At 44.5% G+C, this 17,330-nt stretch carries 15 protein-coding genes and 2 pseudogenes; 10 read left to right on the top strand and 7 right to left on the bottom strand.

Going from position 1 to position 17,330, the window contains the following annotated elements; genetic code table 11:
• Positions 1–326: 326 nt before the first annotated feature.
• Positions 327–1,181, bottom strand: a complete 855-nt coding sequence (locus QZW82_RS10350) for a DALR anticodon-binding domain-containing protein (RefSeq protein ID WP_293147684.1) — start codon at positions 1,179–1,181, stop codon at positions 327–329.
• Positions 1,182–1,536: 355 nt separating this feature from the next.
• On the opposite strand from QZW82_RS10350, the gene QZW82_RS10345 reads away from it, so the two are divergent.
• The 5 genes from QZW82_RS10345 (at position 1,537) to QZW82_RS10325 (ending at position 6,547) form a co-directional block, all read left to right on the top strand.
• Positions 1,537–2,382 (top strand): Crp/Fnr family transcriptional regulator, encoded by an 846-nt coding sequence (locus tag QZW82_RS10345; protein ID WP_293147683.1) that lies wholly within the window; start codon positions 1,537–1,539, stop codon positions 2,380–2,382.
• Between the two features lie 123 nt (positions 2,383–2,505).
• The gene (locus QZW82_RS10340; protein WP_293147681.1) at positions 2,506–3,171 is read left to right on the top strand and encodes an HAD-IB family phosphatase; all 666 of its coding nucleotides are present in this window, start codon (positions 2,506–2,508) and stop codon (positions 3,169–3,171) included.
• A gap of 282 nt (positions 3,172–3,453) precedes the next feature.
• Positions 3,454–4,083 (top strand): methylthioribulose 1-phosphate dehydratase, encoded by a 630-nt coding sequence (mtnB, locus tag QZW82_RS10335; RefSeq protein WP_293147679.1) that lies wholly within the window; start codon positions 3,454–3,456, stop codon positions 4,081–4,083.
• Positions 4,084–4,366: 283 nt separating this feature from the next.
• A complete protein-coding gene (locus QZW82_RS10330) occupies positions 4,367–5,401 on the top strand; it encodes a patatin-like phospholipase family protein (protein WP_293147677.1) in 1,035 nt (344 codons plus the stop codon).
• 336 nt (positions 5,402–5,737) lie between these two features.
• Positions 5,738–6,547 carry an MlaE family lipid ABC transporter permease subunit gene (locus tag QZW82_RS10325; protein WP_293147756.1) on the top strand — a complete coding sequence of 270 codons (810 nt, stop codon included), beginning with the start codon at positions 5,738–5,740 and terminating at the stop codon, positions 6,545–6,547.
• A 130-nt stretch (positions 6,548–6,677) separates the two neighbouring features.
• Here QZW82_RS10325 and QZW82_RS10320 read toward each other — a convergent pair whose 3' ends face one another.
• Both QZW82_RS10320 and QZW82_RS10315 read right to left on the bottom strand, forming a co-directional pair.
• A complete protein-coding gene (locus QZW82_RS10320) occupies positions 6,678–6,854 on the bottom strand; it encodes a hypothetical protein (RefSeq protein WP_293147675.1) in 177 nt (58 codons plus the stop codon).
• A 142-nt stretch (positions 6,855–6,996) separates the two neighbouring features.
• Complete coding sequence (locus tag QZW82_RS10315) at positions 6,997–8,472, bottom strand: SGNH/GDSL hydrolase family protein (RefSeq protein WP_293147673.1); 1,476 nt, start codon at positions 8,470–8,472, stop codon at positions 6,997–6,999.
• A 352-nt stretch (positions 8,473–8,824) separates the two neighbouring features.
• On the opposite strand from QZW82_RS10315, the gene QZW82_RS10310 reads away from it, so the two are divergent.
• Complete coding sequence (locus QZW82_RS10310) at positions 8,825–9,169, top strand: Dethiobiotin synthetase (protein ID WP_293147671.1); 345 nt, start codon at positions 8,825–8,827, stop codon at positions 9,167–9,169.
• 64 nt (positions 9,170–9,233) lie between these two features.
• Here the strand turns inward: QZW82_RS10310 and QZW82_RS10305 are convergent, their stop codons facing one another.
• Positions 9,234–9,407 (bottom strand): hypothetical protein, encoded by a 174-nt coding sequence (locus QZW82_RS10305; RefSeq protein ID WP_293147670.1) that lies wholly within the window; start codon positions 9,405–9,407, stop codon positions 9,234–9,236.
• Positions 9,408–9,681: 274 nt separating this feature from the next.
• On the opposite strand from QZW82_RS10305, the gene QZW82_RS10300 reads away from it, so the two are divergent.
• Both QZW82_RS10300 and QZW82_RS10295 read left to right on the top strand, forming a co-directional pair.
• On the top strand, positions 9,682–10,092 hold the full coding sequence (locus tag QZW82_RS10300; protein ID WP_293147669.1) for a hypothetical protein: 411 nt from the start codon (positions 9,682–9,684) through the stop codon (positions 10,090–10,092).
• Positions 10,093–10,267: 175 nt separating this feature from the next.
• Positions 10,268–11,104: pseudogene (locus tag QZW82_RS10295) on the top strand (IS5 family transposase).
• Between the two features lie 1,503 nt (positions 11,105–12,607).
• Here the strand turns inward: QZW82_RS10295 and QZW82_RS10290 are convergent.
• A complete protein-coding gene (locus QZW82_RS10290) occupies positions 12,608–13,321 on the bottom strand; it encodes a DUF1997 domain-containing protein (protein ID WP_293147755.1) in 714 nt (237 codons plus the stop codon).
• A 523-nt stretch (positions 13,322–13,844) separates the two neighbouring features.
• Here QZW82_RS10290 and QZW82_RS10285 point away from each other — a divergent pair.
• Entirely contained in the window at positions 13,845–14,504 is a 660-nt protein-coding gene (locus tag QZW82_RS10285) for an NAD(P)H-binding protein (RefSeq protein WP_293147667.1), read from the top strand.
• Positions 14,505–14,711: 207 nt separating this feature from the next.
• Here the strand turns inward: QZW82_RS10285 and QZW82_RS10280 are convergent, their stop codons facing one another.
• The gene (locus tag QZW82_RS10280; protein ID WP_293147665.1) at positions 14,712–14,840 is read right to left on the bottom strand and encodes a hypothetical protein; all 129 of its coding nucleotides are present in this window, start codon (positions 14,838–14,840) and stop codon (positions 14,712–14,714) included.
• Positions 14,841–15,445: 605 nt separating this feature from the next.
• On the opposite strand from QZW82_RS10280, the gene QZW82_RS10275 reads away from it, so the two are divergent.
• A complete protein-coding gene (locus tag QZW82_RS10275) occupies positions 15,446–16,150 on the top strand; it encodes a glycoside hydrolase family protein (RefSeq protein ID WP_293147753.1) in 705 nt (234 codons plus the stop codon).
• Positions 16,151–16,561: 411 nt separating this feature from the next.
• On the opposite strand, the pseudogene QZW82_RS10270 reads toward QZW82_RS10275, so the two are convergent.
• A pseudogene (locus QZW82_RS10270) lies at positions 16,562–17,285 on the bottom strand (transposase); the annotation flags it as partial.
• Positions 17,286–17,330 lie beyond the last annotated feature (45 nt).

Genomic DNA, 17,330 nt, shown 5'->3' with positions numbered 1-17,330 from the left:
TCTCTCTGTGTTCTCTGCGTTCTCTGCGGTTAAAATTATTCTTATATAAGCCGAAACGATATGATTTATATTTTTGATTTTTCTAAAATTTTGTGATGGTGTTTAATACAATTTCTCTGGTGCACTATTGCCAAAAACCAGTGTTTTTCGTGCTAGTTCCAAAAATCACCGAATAGCAGGGGTTTGAAGCCCTTACTCATCAAGGCAGATTGTGATCGGAACGGAGTTTAAATCTCGGTTCTTATCACTTCACTGTCAACTGTCAACTGTCAACTGTCAACTGTCAAATGTTTAAGCACCCGAAAATCCGATCGCGTACAATCAAATCAAAGTTCTATAGGAGCCATGGCATTTAATAGCTCTTCTAGGATAAACCGCAGCAAAGATTGAGTTGCCAATATTAAACCCAATCGGGCTTGAGCGAGTTTTGGCTGTTCTGTTTTGACTTCGCCCCAAATTCGGCACTGGCTGTAAAAAGTCTGAAATGCTGCGCTCAAACTATTGGCTAATTTGAAATAATTAACAGGTTTTTCGGGTTGATTTGCCTCAAAAACTGGAGATAAACAGTCTAGCACTGCGATCAGTTCCGAAATTAAACTGCGTTCTGCTGGAGCTACTAATAGCAGCCGACGATCGCCCTCGTCAACCCAAGGAATAGGATTTGGGGCCGCCAGCGACCAAATTTGCGGCGCTGTGGTGACATTCGGCTGTGCGATCGCAATTAACCGATCGCGATCGGCCATTCGCAGCAGGGAACAGCAGCGTGCGTGGCTGTACTGAATCGGAAACAGCCGATCGGCGGATATAACAGGAGATAAAGTGCGATATTCTGGAACAGGGAGGGGAATTTGAGCTAATCGCTGCAACCAGAAAGCTAAACCCGCATCAGTCAGCTCTAGCTCAATTATTCCTGACGGTGCGACTTGAACGGCGAAATCTGGACAACACAGCGGTTTGAGAATTTCGGCCAACTGTGCGGCGATCGCCTGCGGTGTCTCGTCCCAAGTTGCAGCTAATTTCAGGGCGATCGCAGACACGTACACCACCCGCTCCCTATTTTTAGCCCGATTTAACGGAATTTCGCTCGTTGTGCCTTGCTCTTCGATCGCGAAGAGAAACCTTAAGAGCAAAAAACACTTCACTGTAACTTCCGGGCACTGGAATATATTTAATGTATCCATATCGGCTATTCTTGCAGTAAAAGTGCCTAGAGACTGTTACCACTTGCGCTATCTTTGTACGTTAAACTGCTGATGTCAAAGATAGTCGATCGGCTCGCCCGGGCGAGTTCACATCGAAGGAATGGGCTTTCTAGCGATTTTTGGGGTAAATATACAATAATTTACGATCGACTTATTGCCGAATTCTACCATTTTCATGTACTTTTTGCTACATTGAGTTTTTAGGTGAAACTGAGAAGAGTCAGCACAGTTAAGAAGCGTGTCGGCTCGATGGGGGGTTAGTTGTCTCACTTAGTATCGCAATGCAGGCAAAAACCGTTTTCTCACTAACTAAATATATCCCAGAGCCTCACTTATGCAATCAACTTCCACACCTCTAGAAACGATCGATCGACCGTTTATCACCTGGCAGCGAATTATCGACTGGGCCCAGGAACACTACCGCTGCCGGACTTTTAGCAAAGACGAGAAGATTCCCGCCAGACCCGGACTGCTCTATTTAGTCCAGAAAGGTTCTGTGCGGCTCGTCGGTAGCGCTCAAGTTAGCGCCGCTGCAACAAAGTCCAAATCCGTTTCCAAAACTACAGAAGAAGCTTTTTTGGGCTTCGTCGGCGCCGGTCAGCCCTTTGAACTGGTTGCTCAGTCTCCGTTTACGCTCCAAGCTTACGCCCACGCCGATCACACTCACGTAGTGTGGATGTACTGGCACGATTTGGATAATTGGCCTCACTTCCGCCGGGAAATTTTGGATGCGTTTCGCTACCAGCACCAGCGAAAGCTCCTCTGGCTGAGCACTTTGGGACAGCGCCGGACGATCGACAGATTGCTGGGTTTTCTCACTTTGTTGATCGAAGAGTTCGGCGAACCCTACGTAGGTGATGGAGAACCGGATGTGGTGCGGGGCTATCGACTGCCTTGGGCCTTGACTCACGCTCAAATTGGCAGTGCCATCGGCTCGACGCGGGTAACGGTGACGCGGCTGATGGGCAAATTGCGATCGAAAGGTTTGATTAATACTGAGGATGATAATTTAATCTGTTTGCCCGCTAAGGCTACTCCCCAAAAGACGAAAAATCAAAAGCAGGATGTAGAAGCATTCCTCGAAGACGATCTCGAAGACGATCTCGATGACGATTTGGATGATTCTATCGATGAAGATTTCGACGACGATCTCGATGACGATCTGGAAGAATCCGCATAAAATCCTGCGGGCGATTGCTAACAGCACTTAGCTATTATAGTATGGCTGTTTTCTTCTTGCTTCTTGCTTCTTCGGTGTACGATGAGTTTTGTAAACTTTTCTCGTTCTCGAATGGTGCGAATAATGTCGGACAAGCAAAAATCTCCAATCCCGAACAATCAGCAACGGGTGGTATTCTGCGACTTTGACGGCACGATAACTGTTGAAGAAACTTTTGTGGCAATGCTCAAGCATTTTGCACCGGAATTGTCGTCTCAACTGATGCCGGAAATGTACGCGAGAAGGATCACTTTGCGCTCCGGAGTGCGACAGTTACTAGAGTCTATTCCCTCGGAATGTTATGGGGAAATTGTGGAATTTTCTAGGGGACAACTGATGCGGCCGGGATTGGTGGAATTGCTGGATTTTTTGGAGGCGCAAAGGGTGGATTTTGCGATCGTTTCGGGCGGCCTGCGGGTTATGGTAGAGACGGTTATGGGTGATTTGGCACACCGGGCGATCGCAATTTATGCTGTAGATGTGGACGCTAGCGGCCCTCACTTGCAAGTCAATTCTGAGTTTGAAGGAGATACAGAATTGGTGTCTAAGGTGCGAGTGATGGCGCAGCACCCCGCCCGGGAACAGGTGGCCATCGGAGATTCGCTGACGGATTTTAACATGGCTTTGCAGGCGAACTCGGTGTTTGCGCGCGATCGGCTTGCCGAATACCTAGACGAGCAGCAAAAGCCGTATACTAAATGGGATAATTTTTTTGACGTGTTGGAAAATTTATCCCAGCAATGGAATTGAAACTATCGCCTTTCTCAGGTGAAATTAGATGCTCCTGGGAATTGGGCATAGGGCATAGGGCATAGGGCATAGGGCATAGGGCATAGGGCATAGGGCATTGGGCATAGGGCATACCTCACCACGCGATCGAACCGCTATAGGAATTGCGTGCGGGAACTGAGAAACCCGGTTTCTTCCTCAATTCCTGGTTGCCCAACCAAAATTTTTTTCGTAGAAACCGGGTTTCTTTCCGCAATAACTATTAACGTAAAAGGTAGATAAAAAACTGAGGATTAGTAGAGAATGAGTGAGGATTTGAGAACGGATTTAATTGTAGCAGCCAAACATTTTTACGATCGCGGTTGGATGGCTGGGACTGCTGGCAATCTTTCAGCCCGCTTACCAGACGGCAGTTTTTGGATTACTGCTAGCGGCCGCCAGAAAGGGCAGTTAACTGCTTCAGATTTTATCAGAATGAACTCCGAAGGCGCGATCGTCGAACAACCGGTTCCTGACAGCCGCCCTTCCGCCGAAACCAGCATTCATTTAGCCGTTTACGATTGTTTTCCAGGCGCTAAAGCTTGCTATCACGTGCATTCAATCGAGGCAAATTTAGTTTCTCGGCTAACAGCAGGCGATTCAGTGCCTTTACCTGCGATCGAAATGCTGAAAGGTTTGGGGGTGTGGGAGGAAAACCCCCAGGTGGCGATACCCCTATTTGCAAATTATTTAGAAGTGCCTAAAATAGCCAAAGAAATTTGTGAATATTTTGCCGTTTGTGCACCCTCTGTACCCGCGTTGTTAATTCGCGATCACGGCATCACAGTCTGGGCAGACTCAACCGCCGCCGCCTACAATTATGTAGAAATTGTAGAATATATTTTTCGCTACACCCTCGCAGCCAGCCAATTAAACTTAAATTTGAGATGTTAGATTGGGCCCAATACGGTTTACTTAACACTTTTTATGCCCCGGAGATCCCCCTCGCATCCCCCTGGTTGTAGGGGGACTTAAGAGCTTTCTTGTCCCCCCCTTGGGAAGGGGGGTTAGGGGGGATCTGCCTTAAGTAAACCGTATTGAGATTGCGCCAGTCTCGGACGCAAAATCTAATATTTCTAGGGTGTGCAGAGGCGCAGCTTGCCACTAAATATCGTGTCCAACCACTTTTTGAGTCCGGGACTGTACCAACGAGCAAATATCGAGAAAAGGCAAAAATATGGCTAAATATACCCGAGTTTTATCGATAGATGGAGGCGGAATTAGAGGGATTATCCCCGCGCAAATTGGAGTTACCATAGAGTCAAAACTACAACAAAAAAGCGGCAACCCAGATGCCAGAATAGCTGACTATTTTGATTTGATTGCCGGCACAAGTGCGGGAGGAATTTTAACCTGCCTCTATTTGTTTCCGGATGCCAAAAATCCCAGCAGACCTCAGTGGACTGCCCAAGACGCGGTTAATTTTTCGATAGATAGTGGCATCGACTTTTTTCAAAGTTCATTTTTGAAAACACTCGAATCTCTAGACGGTTTAATAGATGAGAAATATCCGAGCGATGCGTTAGAAAAATTCTGTTGGCAAAACTTCAAAGATTGCAAACTCAGCCAACTCCTCAAACCTTGTTTAATTTCCAGTTACGATGTCGAAAGGAGAAAAGCTCATTTTTTTAATCAAATAGATGCTAAAAAATATCCAGCAGCAGACTATTTTCTCAGAGATGTCGCCAGAGCCACATCTGCTGCTCCCTCTTACTTTGAACTTCCCAAAATCTACTCTTTGACAAACGAATCCTACGCTTTAATTGACGGAGGAGTATTCGCCAACAATCCCGCACTTTGTGCCTATGCAGAAGTGAGAAATAAATTAAGAATTCCCGAGACTCGCTCCGACAAAGGCCCGACAGCAAAAGATATGGTAATTTTATCGCTGGGGACGGGACAAGCTCAGAAAAGATTTCCTTACCAGGAAGTGAAAAATTGGGGTAAAATAGAGTGGGTTCAGCCTTTGATTAATATCATGATGACGGGAGTTGCTGAAACTATAGATTATCAAATTATCCAAATTTTTGATGCCATTGACAAACCCAATCAATATTTAAGAATTTCTCCAGATTTAAGCCACGAACCACGACTGCCGATTGATGATGCCTCGGCAGATAAAATATCAACTCTGGTCAGAATTGGCAAGGAGCAAGCCAAAAAGTATAATCAAGAGTTGGATAAGTTTATCGACTTGTTGCTTGCCGAGTAATCAATAGAAATTAATTCTTTGGTACGTAGTTGCGCTTCAGCGCTATACGCTTATATTATAAAGAGCGCGCTTTGTGCAACTGCATACCTTTTGTATAAGTTACCAACCGCAGGGCTGGCAGACTTAAAAAATATATAGCCTTTCTCAAAAAGATGAGGTATAACAGACAGCTCATATAACTACTAAACTTAGGGGGCTAAAGCCCAACAACGTACCTCATTTTTGTGATAACCGCTATATGTTGACAAATTGTGCAATAATTGCTGTACAATTGGCGAAAATCTCAGTAGTGGCAGTGCTTCGCCTTGTTTGCAATTAATCGCCAGCAGTCAGTCATTGGTTAAGAATTACCAAAAGCGCGATCGACATTTAGATGAAACCTTTAATAACAGGTGGTTTCAGCGTTTTTTAGTGACGCTGTTCCTAGGTGGCCAAGTCTTGCTGCGCCTACTTCAAGGCAAAGTTGACCGCCGCAAAATCATGGAACATTTAGTCACAGTAGGCTTGGATTCTTTGCGCTCCGTGCTGCTAATAGCCTTTTTTGCAGGGATGATTTTTACTGTTCAATCCGCGAGAGAATTGATTCGGTTTGGGGCGGTTGGGGCGGTGGGAGGTGCTTTTGCAGTGGCATTTTGCCGCGAATTAGCACCAGTTTTAACAGCGGGCGTGGTGGCGGGACAAGTAGGTTCTGCCTTTGCCGCAGAGATAGGAGAAATGCAGGTGACGGAACAAATAGACGCCCTGTATATGTTGAGAACAAATCCCGTTGATTATTTGGTAGTCCCGAGGGTGATAGCTTGCTGCGTCATGTTGCCGATTTTAACAATTTTTTCGGTGGCGGTGGGAATTTTGGGCGGGCTGTTTGTGGCGGTTAATTTTTATGAGTTGGAACCTTCGGTATTTTTGGAATCGGTGCGGACTTTTTTGGGGCCTTGGGATTTAGTAACTGTGGCGATTAAGAGTGTAATTTTTGGGTTGATAATTGCGCTTGTCGGTTGCGGTTGGGGGTTGACGACGGCGGGCGGAGGGAAAGGGGTAGGCCAAGCTGCAACGGCTGCGGTGGTGACTTCTTGGGTGTTTGTTTTTATAGCAGATTTCTTTTTATCGTTGTTGCTGTTTCACGAGTTGGGAATTACGAGAAACTGAGGTTAATTGTTGTTAGAAGACTCGGCGGTTGAAACCGCGTTTATGATTCAACTTGTAGGGTGCGTCAGTTGGCAAATTCTGGATTGCTAAACTACTAACTCAAACTGACGCACCTACTCAATTACTAAGGTTAATCGATTTTCCATTTTTCGATTTGAGATTTTATATCGTGTCCGGTCGATTGACCGCGATAATATCCGTTCGTAGTGCGGACTTCAGTCCGCAGCATATTGCGGACTGAAGTCCGCACTACGAACAGTTGTTTGTTATAGTAATCGACAGGACATGATATTAAATCATTTATCAAAATTTGTGCTGTAGAATAATTGTTGTTGTTTTCTCAACTATTGTCGATGGTGCGTCGCCATGAGATTGTCGATATAATTTTGGGATTAATCGTGGCGACGCACCCTACGAATACTACAGAAATTAAGTTCGTAGTGAGGACTTTAGTCCTTCTTCATGAGGGAAGGAATATAAGGGGGGCGATAAACTCGAAATGCTTGAATAGGAACTGTCCCGTCTGTTTCGGGGACGATTTCGAGGATGTGTTTGGAGTTGCTCAAATTCTGAGCCAATGTTGTAGAATACTCGCGACTTGAATCTGCAATTTGTGGCGGAATGTATGAATCTACAAACATCGGCTGAACTTGCCACGAAATCTCAAAGCCTTTCGGAGTAGGCTTTTTCGAGTATTCATAGGCATTTTGCAGCCACCAGTTTCTCGGTTCAATCGCGACGCGGCCGGATTTTGAAACAAACATTTTGTCGTTGGTACCGCTGCCGTCGTAACCTGTTTTAGAACCTACTACGTCAAATTTAAACTTGGTAGCATCGCTGTTAATCTCAGTGATTGTAGCTTTCCAATCTTCGACGATGAGCGGTTTTTGATTGGATACTTGGATGATTGCTGGCCAAGAGACGCCGAGAGTAACGCTGGGTCTGGTGATGCTGTAAAGTTCGGGAAATTCTGAGGGTTTTTTGCCGTCGATCGCAATTTTAGCAGAAATTGCCTTGCCGTTGAAGCTTCGATCGGCGATCGCATCTATCCGATTCCCTTCAAACTCTAAAACCAACTTGCCATCCTGCCACTTAACATCAGTGCCCACTGTATAAGTTTTGACTAAATTCTGCTGCCCAGTTTGAGGAGAATTTGGATTGTATCGCAGGTAGGGTTTAATGAGAGCAGCTAGCAGAAAATTCCCCCAAGCGTTGAGGTGAATGCTGTCGCTCAATAACTGTTTTGGCTGCAAGCGATTGTCTATCAAATAGCTGCGCCAAGGTGTGCGAATTTCCGCGATTTCGCAGCCGTATTTATCTGCCAACTCACGCAACCATTTGGTAGAATGAGTGTTGTGCCATTCGTAGCCTTTGATTTCATTTTCATTATCATTTTTACCTGTCGGCAGCCAGGTTATGTGGTCTGAATGCAAGAGTATTTCGCTAGCAGTGCGGCGGCGGACATTGGCAATTATCGCTTCGTAATCTTCCTCACCTCCGTAGACGTGAAAAATTAGCAAGTCTGGATAAAAAGGATACAAATCATGTTCGCTGGGACGGATTAAAAGCGACGATGCAAATCCTCCGATGGCGCGATTTTCCACAATCAAATCAGCATGGGGAAATCGCTTTTTTAAATCCTCGACTACATCTTGCCACCAATCTTGCTGAGTGATAGATTGACCGTAAAATAAAATGCGTACTTGGTGGCGTTTTGTAGGAGTGCTGGTTGCAAGTAACCCCATCGTTCGTTGAATTCTCGCTCCCAAATTAGCATTATTTGCAATAGGATCGGGCGGGGGAAATGGGGTAGCGACAGCTATTTTTTTGAAAGCCGGAACTAACAGGAAGCTCAAACACAACAAAAGTAGCCACCAGTATCTATAAATCTGGGATTTGATGCTATTTTTCTGCCGTTTTGTCATTGTTTTATTTTTCCGTCATCTAAAACTTACTTCTACTCTAACTAGCAAGAGTAGCTGTAGGCTGTGCAATGTAAACCTTCCGAGACCTTGTACTGTACATGAGAATGCGCGTTTCACGAGTAGCCTTGAGCACCACAGCGCGCGCCTTACGAGTTGCTTGTTGATTCTTAATTTTGCTATATTAACAAATATACTGCGACAAAAGATGATATAGAGGAGTTCACGAAAAAGTGAAGTATATCCTATTCCCTATTCTCTATTCCCTATTCCCCATTCCCATGAGTACGCCATAGGGGAACTCGAAAGGCTATAATATCTACTGATTAATTGCAAGAACTCGATCGCACGTCAAATGGATTACAAAACAGCCCGCAGTTTTCTGATCGACCAAGGAACCGCCCTGGAAACCAAGAAAAATCCCGACGCCTTCCTGATGCGCCTCAAACAAGGCCAGCCACCCGTACCGGGACAGGTGACATCGATTTTATTAGCTTTAAAAATATTGTTTGAAGGGCTTCAAGAATCGCCAATGCTCGATCGCCAATTAATCTCGGCCCTCCATTTACTCTCAACAGACAGTTTACTGCAATTTGAAGCAGGGCGGGCCAGAGGAGTTTCTTGGCCGCCGCTGCTGAAAGAAGACTTAAATCGAATTGCGATCGGAGTCAAGAATATCTTTTCGGGAGTCTGGCAATAATTAACTAAAAATAATTAGCTAAGTCAACTCCCGACGTTCAACAAGAGAGAGAAAATCTCAAACTCTACTCGCGAAAGCTTTCTAGGGATGCTAAAAGATCGGGAAGTCCCGCCAGGGAAGCCGAGACTAAAGCCTCATCTTTGTAAACTCGCGATCGGACTATGCGGATATTTTTAGGAGCCGAGGTTTTACAGCCTCGCATCTCCCTATTGCTGGTTTCTCGGTTCAGGCAAAACATAGCTGTATCCTCATTTTATCCGTAGAGTTTCGCCTCCAAATTTCTCGGGGCTTGCTCAATATTTCTATTATTACTCGGATTGGTAATAGGGATGAAACCATGAAATAATTATTCACGATAGTCAGGGATCGAGTTAAACTGTATCATAACTCTTATCAAACTCCATCACAACTCTTATTAATTTGTTACAGAGGGTGTTTGTTTGAGCCGATCGCCCGCAGCTACACAGACACCAGCAACTAAAAAGGCGATTTCACAGGAGGAAGTCATATAAATGATTCTAACTCTTAGTGCAGCAACCGTTATCGCTCAAATCCGGCCGACTGTCCAAAGTTTGCCTGACGGAGACTACCGCTACCGAGACTCATTTGCGATCGATCGACCTTTTCGAGAAATCCAATTTCGCAAACGAGATAGATACATTACCGGCAGCGACTCTGACACGCGTACTGGTAAAAGCTACTGCTTTCGCGGCTTCCCCCAGCACAACAACATTGTTAACATCACGAGGGCGATCGCAATTTCGTCGAAAACAGCACAGCAAACCCAATGGAAATTAGAGCCGGGAAACCCGATTAATTTTGACAAGCTTTATCCGCTGCAAGCTGGGCCGGGATTAGAATTATACAAATGTTTGACTGCATTTTTACCGGAATTCAAAGAGTCATCAGTCATTAGTCATTAGTCATCAGTCATCAGTCATTAGTTATTAGACCTCTTGCAAAATAATTTTATGATATAATGAAAAGTTTTGCTGAAAGTTGATTGAATACCAACTGTTAACTTATTTTCACTCTTGTCTTGTTATCAACAGAATAAAATGCTATAAAGTGCTGTTGTCGTTACAAAACGAGTAAATCATGAAAAATCAATTTTATCTAAACTTAAAACCTTCTCAATTTCAACGTAGATTTGGTGTGAAGATTGAAACCTTGAAAGCAATGGTTAGCGCATTGGAAAATTTTAAGTCAGAAAATCAGAAAGACAATCTTAGGGCGTCGCACTATCCTAAATCTAGAAGAACAGGTCTTAGTAACCTTGGAATATTGGAGAGAGTATCGAACATATTTTCATATTGGGACAACTTGGGGAGTATCTGAATCAACAATTTGCCGAATTGTCACTGATATTGAATCTACTTTAATGAAAACAGGAAAGTTCCGTATTCCGGGGAAAAAGGCATTACTCAAAGACTCTGATTATCCAGAATTCGTGGTGATGGATGTCACAGAAACAACTATTGAACGACCCCAAAAAAACAGAAGAGATATTACTCAGGAAAGAAAAAGTGTCATACTCTAAAAACTCAATTGGTAATCAATCAAGAAACAAAAGAAATTATTTGCACTGCTTTTGTACCAGGGCATTGCCACGACTTTAACTTGTTCAAAAAAAGTAAAGTTCGTTTTCATCCCGAAACAAATAGCTTACAAGATAGTGGCTATCAAGGGATAAAAGACTATCACACTAATAGTTATATACCGAGAAAAAAACCTAAAAATGGGAAATTTTCTCGAATAGAAAAAGACTACAATCTAGTCTTAGCGCAGGAGCGAATTGTTATTGAACACGTTAATCGGAGTCTCAAAATATTTAAAATATTGTCGAGTCGTTATCGGAATCGCCGTCGCCGTTATGGTCTACGTTGTAATTTGTTGTCAGCAATTTATAATTATGAGTTAGCTCTAGCCGATTAAAATTAAAACTTCTGATTATAACATATATCTTTTTTGCAAGAGGTCTAATAATGGCTTTTGAGATGTTATGATTTAGCCAGGTTTGGTATCTTCTTTCGCGCCCCGATAACCGTTTCAAAATCTGTCTAGCTCTACGTCTAGATGACCTTGTGCCTTGAGATGCTTTTTTTGTAAAGAAGCCCGAACACGGCTATACTTATGTCTAGTTTTTTGAATCTCCTTACCTGACCACGATTTACCTGTGCTGGTTACAGCTAGATCGCGCCTTCCGAAATCGACACCAATTACATTAGTTGTTTTTTGAGGTTTAGGAGTTTCCGATTTGAACTGAATGTGGACGTACCAGCGATTATCTTTATGCAAACAAACTTGAGCCGAAGTAGGATTATGACCTGTTAGCTTGCTCTTATGGTAGTTACTAGCTCTTAGAGGAGCGGTTAACCGCTTGAGAGTGGTAGAAATGCTCAGCGTCCAATTTGACTAGGGCGGAACGAAAAGTCCTAGCATCACAATCAAAGCTAGTGGGCTTAAAATTCTTGACCTTTTTCCCTTTCTGTTTTGCCGTTAGACGATTTGCTGCTACTCTGGCACAAGCTCTAACAACATGGTTAGCTGTTAGTCCAAACTGTTCTTTCACATCTTTGTAACAGACAGCTTGGATTGAGTTTCTATTCGTTAGGTTACGATCGACATTTCGATCTATCCAGTTACAAGCTGACGCAAAAGCTGACGCTGTATCGGACAACAATTGTTGCTGTTCGATACTAGCTTGAAGCTTTACAACTAAAGTCAGGACTTGTTCCATCTCACCAAAAAACTCACTACTATGAGTATAACTTAATGATTGCCGTTGTGCTGTCGCACGTTGATACTGATTGCAATTCCTCTCGCCGCTAAACTTCGTTATAGCGGGAGCCTCCTTGCAACATTAAGGTGAGATTGCCTTGCTGGCGGCGCAGAAACGCGGGCTTCTAGCCCGTCCTTTATGGACGGGCGGGACGCCCATCCCACAAACTTGTGTAAATTATTGAATTTGCGTTCCTAAGGAATGAGAATTAAATAATACCATTTTTCTAAAATCGTGCAACACTCGAAGACCCCCCTAGCCCCCCTTGGCAAGCAGGGCAGTTTTATTGTCGGAAAAAGAAATCTGAAACTATCGAAAGCATCGCTCAAAGGTCGGATAGCACTTTTGCCAAGGTACGTAGTTGCGCTTCAGCGCTCTGTCCTAATCTTAGAAAGAGCGCTGAAGCGCAACTACGTACCTAATTTATATGACAACAATAAAACCACCCTGCCTAGCCCCCCTTGGCAAGGGGGGGGGACAAGAATACTGTTATTTCGTTTAAAATTGGTATAACTTACAATTTGATAGTTCTTCTGGCCCATCCCACTTTCAAGAGTGTAAATTATTGAATTTGCGATCCTAAGAGGGCCCAAGCCCAACAACGTCCGCGAATCTTTCTGAGAACCGCTATGGTTTCAACCGCGAGGGTTTTCTTGTTAGTGTTTCTTCGGGTTTTTGGGAAAGGGAATTCCTAAACTTTCATGGAAAACAAGTTGAGTTTTATACGTCAAGCGGCGGTTGACTTGTTTGATGATTTTTTCCAAAAGCGCATCGCCGGTTTTTTCAATCAGAGGTTGAGACATCGATCGAATAAACTTGGGAAAGCAAACCCCTACAGCTAAATCTAGCTTCCAGGTGGCGCTGGTAATCGCAGGCGGTAGCTGGGCGCGTTGCGACGCAGGCCAATCGGCTGCAAACTCGTCTGACGGTATCTCGACTAGCTTCATTGCCGATCGAAAATCCACTTCATATCCGGGCGCGGTATAATTCGGAACCGGAATAGTTTTAATCAAATAGCAGCCTTGGGCGTCAGGCGGCAGCAACTCTAAACCAATTCTCGCTTCAACTCGGTAGCCGAAGGCCCCAAAACGACCGATTAATAAATCGTAGCCGTTTTCGCCGATCGGCTCAGCCTTCATCGGCAAAGCGCACTGACAAAACCAAGTCTTGTGATTGTTAAAATGCTGCGCCACCGTTGCAGCATCGGCGTACATCTCCATGCTGTCTTCAAAGTGGGTGTGAAACCAAATCGGCTCAACTTCCTCGCCTGTATCCGCACCTGCACTTTCGGGCTGTCTGAAACTCGCATCTGCGTAGCAATTTTCGTCAGAAGCTTCAACAGTTTGATATTCAGCGGAATTCTGCTTCATCATCAAAATTATGGGTAGAAACCCCGTCCTTCTAGGACGGCTTTGCATTTTTGAATTTACTACCGCCTTGGGATTGGTTAATTCGGGGTACTTTTGTATTGCACTTTCAACGGGACAATTACCGCTTCAAATCTTCCAATCCTGTACGCATAGTATTTTGCTCAATTGAGCCTCCCTTTCGGGGTAATGTTAGCTTTGCCAAAGTTTTCTGAGCTTGTTGGGCTAGCAGCACTGTTTCTGTTACCTGGAAACTGTTTAACCACCAGCGACAGAGCAAGAGACTAGCGAAAGCATCTCAGGGTGTCATGACTCAAAAAACGTAGTCAGTTAAGACTTAGGCCCGTCAGAATGGCTTGTCCGATTTCTCTTTCAAGCCTCATGCCGTTGGGGCTGAGGTTCCTGACATGCTCTCCTGCTAATACACGCCAATCAGTCGGGTTGGGGATGTGGTCGGGGAGTTTTCTCCCTACAATTGAGAAATTGATAGTAACAAAACTTACCCTAGAACAGCATAACTCGTCTTATGAAAGCATTTGTAGCAGGAGCGACAGGTCAGACTGGCCGCCGAATCGTCGCAGAATTAGTCAAACGGGGCATTCCCGTGCGCGCCCTCGTCCGAAATCTAGAGACAGCAAGGCAAATTTTACCTCCTGAGGCAGAGTTAGTTACTGGTGATGTATTAAATGCGACTTCTCTGGGCGATGCAATTGGTGATAGTACGGTGTTGCTGTGCGCGACGGGGGCGGCCCCTGGTTTTGATCCGACTGCGCCTTACAAGGTGGATTTTGAGGGTACTAAAAATTTGGTGGAGGCAGCTAAGGCTAAGGGAATTGAGCATTTTGTGCTGGTGACTTCTCTGTGCGTTTCTCAGTTTTTTCACCCGCTGAATCTGTTTTGGCTGATTCTGGTGTGGAAGAAGCAGGCGGAGGAATATTTGCAAAAATCCGGCTTGACTTATACCATTGTCCGTCCGGGCGGTCTCAAAAATGAGGATAATTCAGATGCGATCGTCATGAGGAGTGCGGATACACTGTTTGAAAGCAGCATTCCCCGCACGAAGGTAGCCCAAGTGTGCGTGGAGGCGCTGTTTCAGCCGGCTTCTCGCAACAAGATTGTGGAAATTGTGGCAAAGCCGGAGGCCCCGCAAAAGAGTTTTGAGGAGTTGTTTGCCGCCGTGGTTTGATTGCATTAGGGTTCCTTGGGTTCGGTGCGTCAGACTACAACGCTTTGACTTGAGTCAAAAATTTGGACTGACGCACCCTACAACTGAGGCCGGCAAAAGAGTCGCTTGGGTTCGGTGCGTCAGACTACAACGCTTTGACTTGAGTCAAAAATTTGGGCTGACGCACCCTACAAAAAAATCGAGTTTTTTTACGGTAAATCCAAGATATCAAATCGAAAAGTGGAAAATCGATGCTCCGCAACCGCGCGCAAGTCCCATCAGTGCAAACCGTAGGGGAATTGCTAATTTTTCGATCGCCAAATCTGGCAAAATCTTAAGAGCTTGACAATCCGCCATTGAAATTTCCCCTTCCCCGCATGATGAAAACTCTCAAGTGGCCAGCTTGGTTCCCCTATCCGATTTCGTGGTTAAGGGCATTTGCTCTCGCTCAGAGTTTTAGTTTTGTCCTTCGCAGGGGCATTCCTTTCGCCAACGACGATATCGGCTTTCTGACTCTGCTGCTGGCGGCTTGGCTGATTCAGTTACCTTTGTTTTTTGTCGCTCACTTTTTGGCCGTCAAAATCCTCAATCCCTTGCTGACTGTGCTGCCGGGCCGCTTTCGAGTGGCGCGCAAGTTCAAGCGGCGGCATACTGGAGTGCGATCGCACTTGCGAGAAGGGTTGAATGCTGTAGTAGTGCTTTTTTTTGCGTTTAATCTGGCGCTGCTGGTGCAAATGGCGATATATTATTGGCCAGCGCGATCGATCGATCCGGCGCAAATGCTCGCAGGAATCTCTACTCTGACAAATGTGGCGATCGCCGGTGAATTAGATTTCTGGCTGGTAAAATTGGCAGGAGCTTTATCGAGTTTAACGCTATTAGCCGCGCCGCTATACCAACACGATTTTCGCGTGCGGCGGATGCGGGCGGATCGAAAATTAGCCGAAATCGCCGAAATGGAAATGACGGCATTTGAAACCGAGAAACTGCGCCGCCACCAAAAAAGTTTGCTGAGGCGATCGGAACTTCAAATTCTGGGATTTATAATTGTCATCGGCGCTGTAATTAGCGGGGCTGTTTTTTTGGTTGCCAATTTGCGGGGAAATCAGCAGTTTTCGCAGTCAACAAGCGAGGTGAGAAAAATGCCACCGCTGGCTATGAAAACGGGCGATCCTTACATTCGAGCTTTGATGCGGACTATTTCTGCTAGCGAGTCCAATGTTTCTCGGCCTTATCACGTTGTTTACGGCGGAAAATATGTATTAGATTTGAGCCGTCATCCTGACTGGTGCGTGAAGATTGTTAACGGCCCAAATGTTGGCAAATGTACTACGGCTGCTGGTAGGTATCAATTTTTGACTTCAACTTGGAAAGACAAAGCGAAGCGCTATCACCCAAAGCCTGGTAATTTTGTATTGTGGCAGGATTACAGTTTTGAACCGGAATATCAAGATGCTGTGGTTTATGCCTGGTTGAGCGATCGCAAATTTTGGAAAGCTGATATTCCTGAGATGTTGCGGCAGGAAAGATTAACTGATGTTTTGCGAATGCTGTCGGGAACTTGGACGAGTTTGGGATATGGAATTGAGAACAATTCTATGAGTTCTAGTTTGCCGAAAGTCTACCAGAAAGTGCTGCGAGAAGAATTGGCAAATACTGGCTCCTAGGGAATTATATCAAATAGGTTCGTAGTGCGGACTTTAGTCCGCAGATTAGAAATCAAGTCCTCACTAAAGGTTCGTAGTGCGGACTTTAGTCCGCAGATAAGGACAAAAGTTCTCCGCACTGTATTTCGCCGACACTTTGAATAGCAATTGGGGCAATTAGAATCCGATGAGACGATCGCACGACACTCGGAAAATGATCATTTCGCTCTAACTAACTACATATAGCCCAATACGGTTGACTTAAGAAAAATCTGACTTGCCAAAAATGCCTGTATTGTCAGAAAATCGTCAGATGAAATTCGTTGAAAAGCGTTAGGTAACACCACAGAATGATTGATCCTATAATGACCAAAAGATAATTTCAGTGTGCAGCCTATCTTAGGGCTTGCTGAAAAAGTCAGAAAACAGCATTTAGAAAGATGAGTGAATTTGAGAATGCCTCGGCAATATAAGTTTTCTCAATCTTGTGATGGCAAAACATAGCTTTTGCCAATCATTTGAGCCAAAAAACATCCCAAAGGTTTTTATTATGAAATAGACCGAAAAAAAGCCAAAAAGCCTGCCTTACCCTGGCAGAAAGATTCATCACCAGAAAAGTTATTGCGATGCTTGTTTCAGAAGTATTATTAAGTTTAGCCATCACTCTACCAAGGCTAAATCTTCTTTTAGCTTCTCCAAATTTCCCCTCAATTAAGTTACGAATTCTTTCGTCTGATTGAGCTTGTTTTTTGATTGCTTTGCTCGGATTTTTGGGAGGTCTTCCTCCTAGACGAACACCGCTCATTCTAATGCCGAGTTCTTTGCACCAAGCTCTATTTTCTTTGGTTCGATATATCTGATCTACATGAATTGATTCAGGATAAAATCCGGTAAATTGTTTAAAGGCTTCTACTTGTCTTTTAAGGTCTCCTGATTCGTTGAAGTTATCCCAACTAATTCGGTCTAAAAATACGTAACCCTGGAGACAACTGGCTGACAGTTTTGCCCCAAATTCAACGGATTTCCCAGCTTTTCCTCTGATTATAGGGCGGATATGTGGTTGCTTTAAACTTACTATTCTGTCAGGAATACTATGTTCTTTCTTTTCATACATTGACAACTTTTGGCGGTAGACTTCTGTCACTACTAACAGCATTCTATAATCAGATTTGGTCATTTGTGACAAGTTAAGAAAAAGTGC

It is taken from the genome of Microcoleus sp. bin48.metabat.b7b8b9.023 (genome assembly GCF_013299185.1).
GTDB lineage: Bacteria > Cyanobacteriota > Cyanobacteriia > Cyanobacteriales > Microcoleaceae > Microcoleus.
Note: the sequence above shows the minus strand (reverse complement) of the source record. Positions and strands in the feature narration are given on the sequence as shown.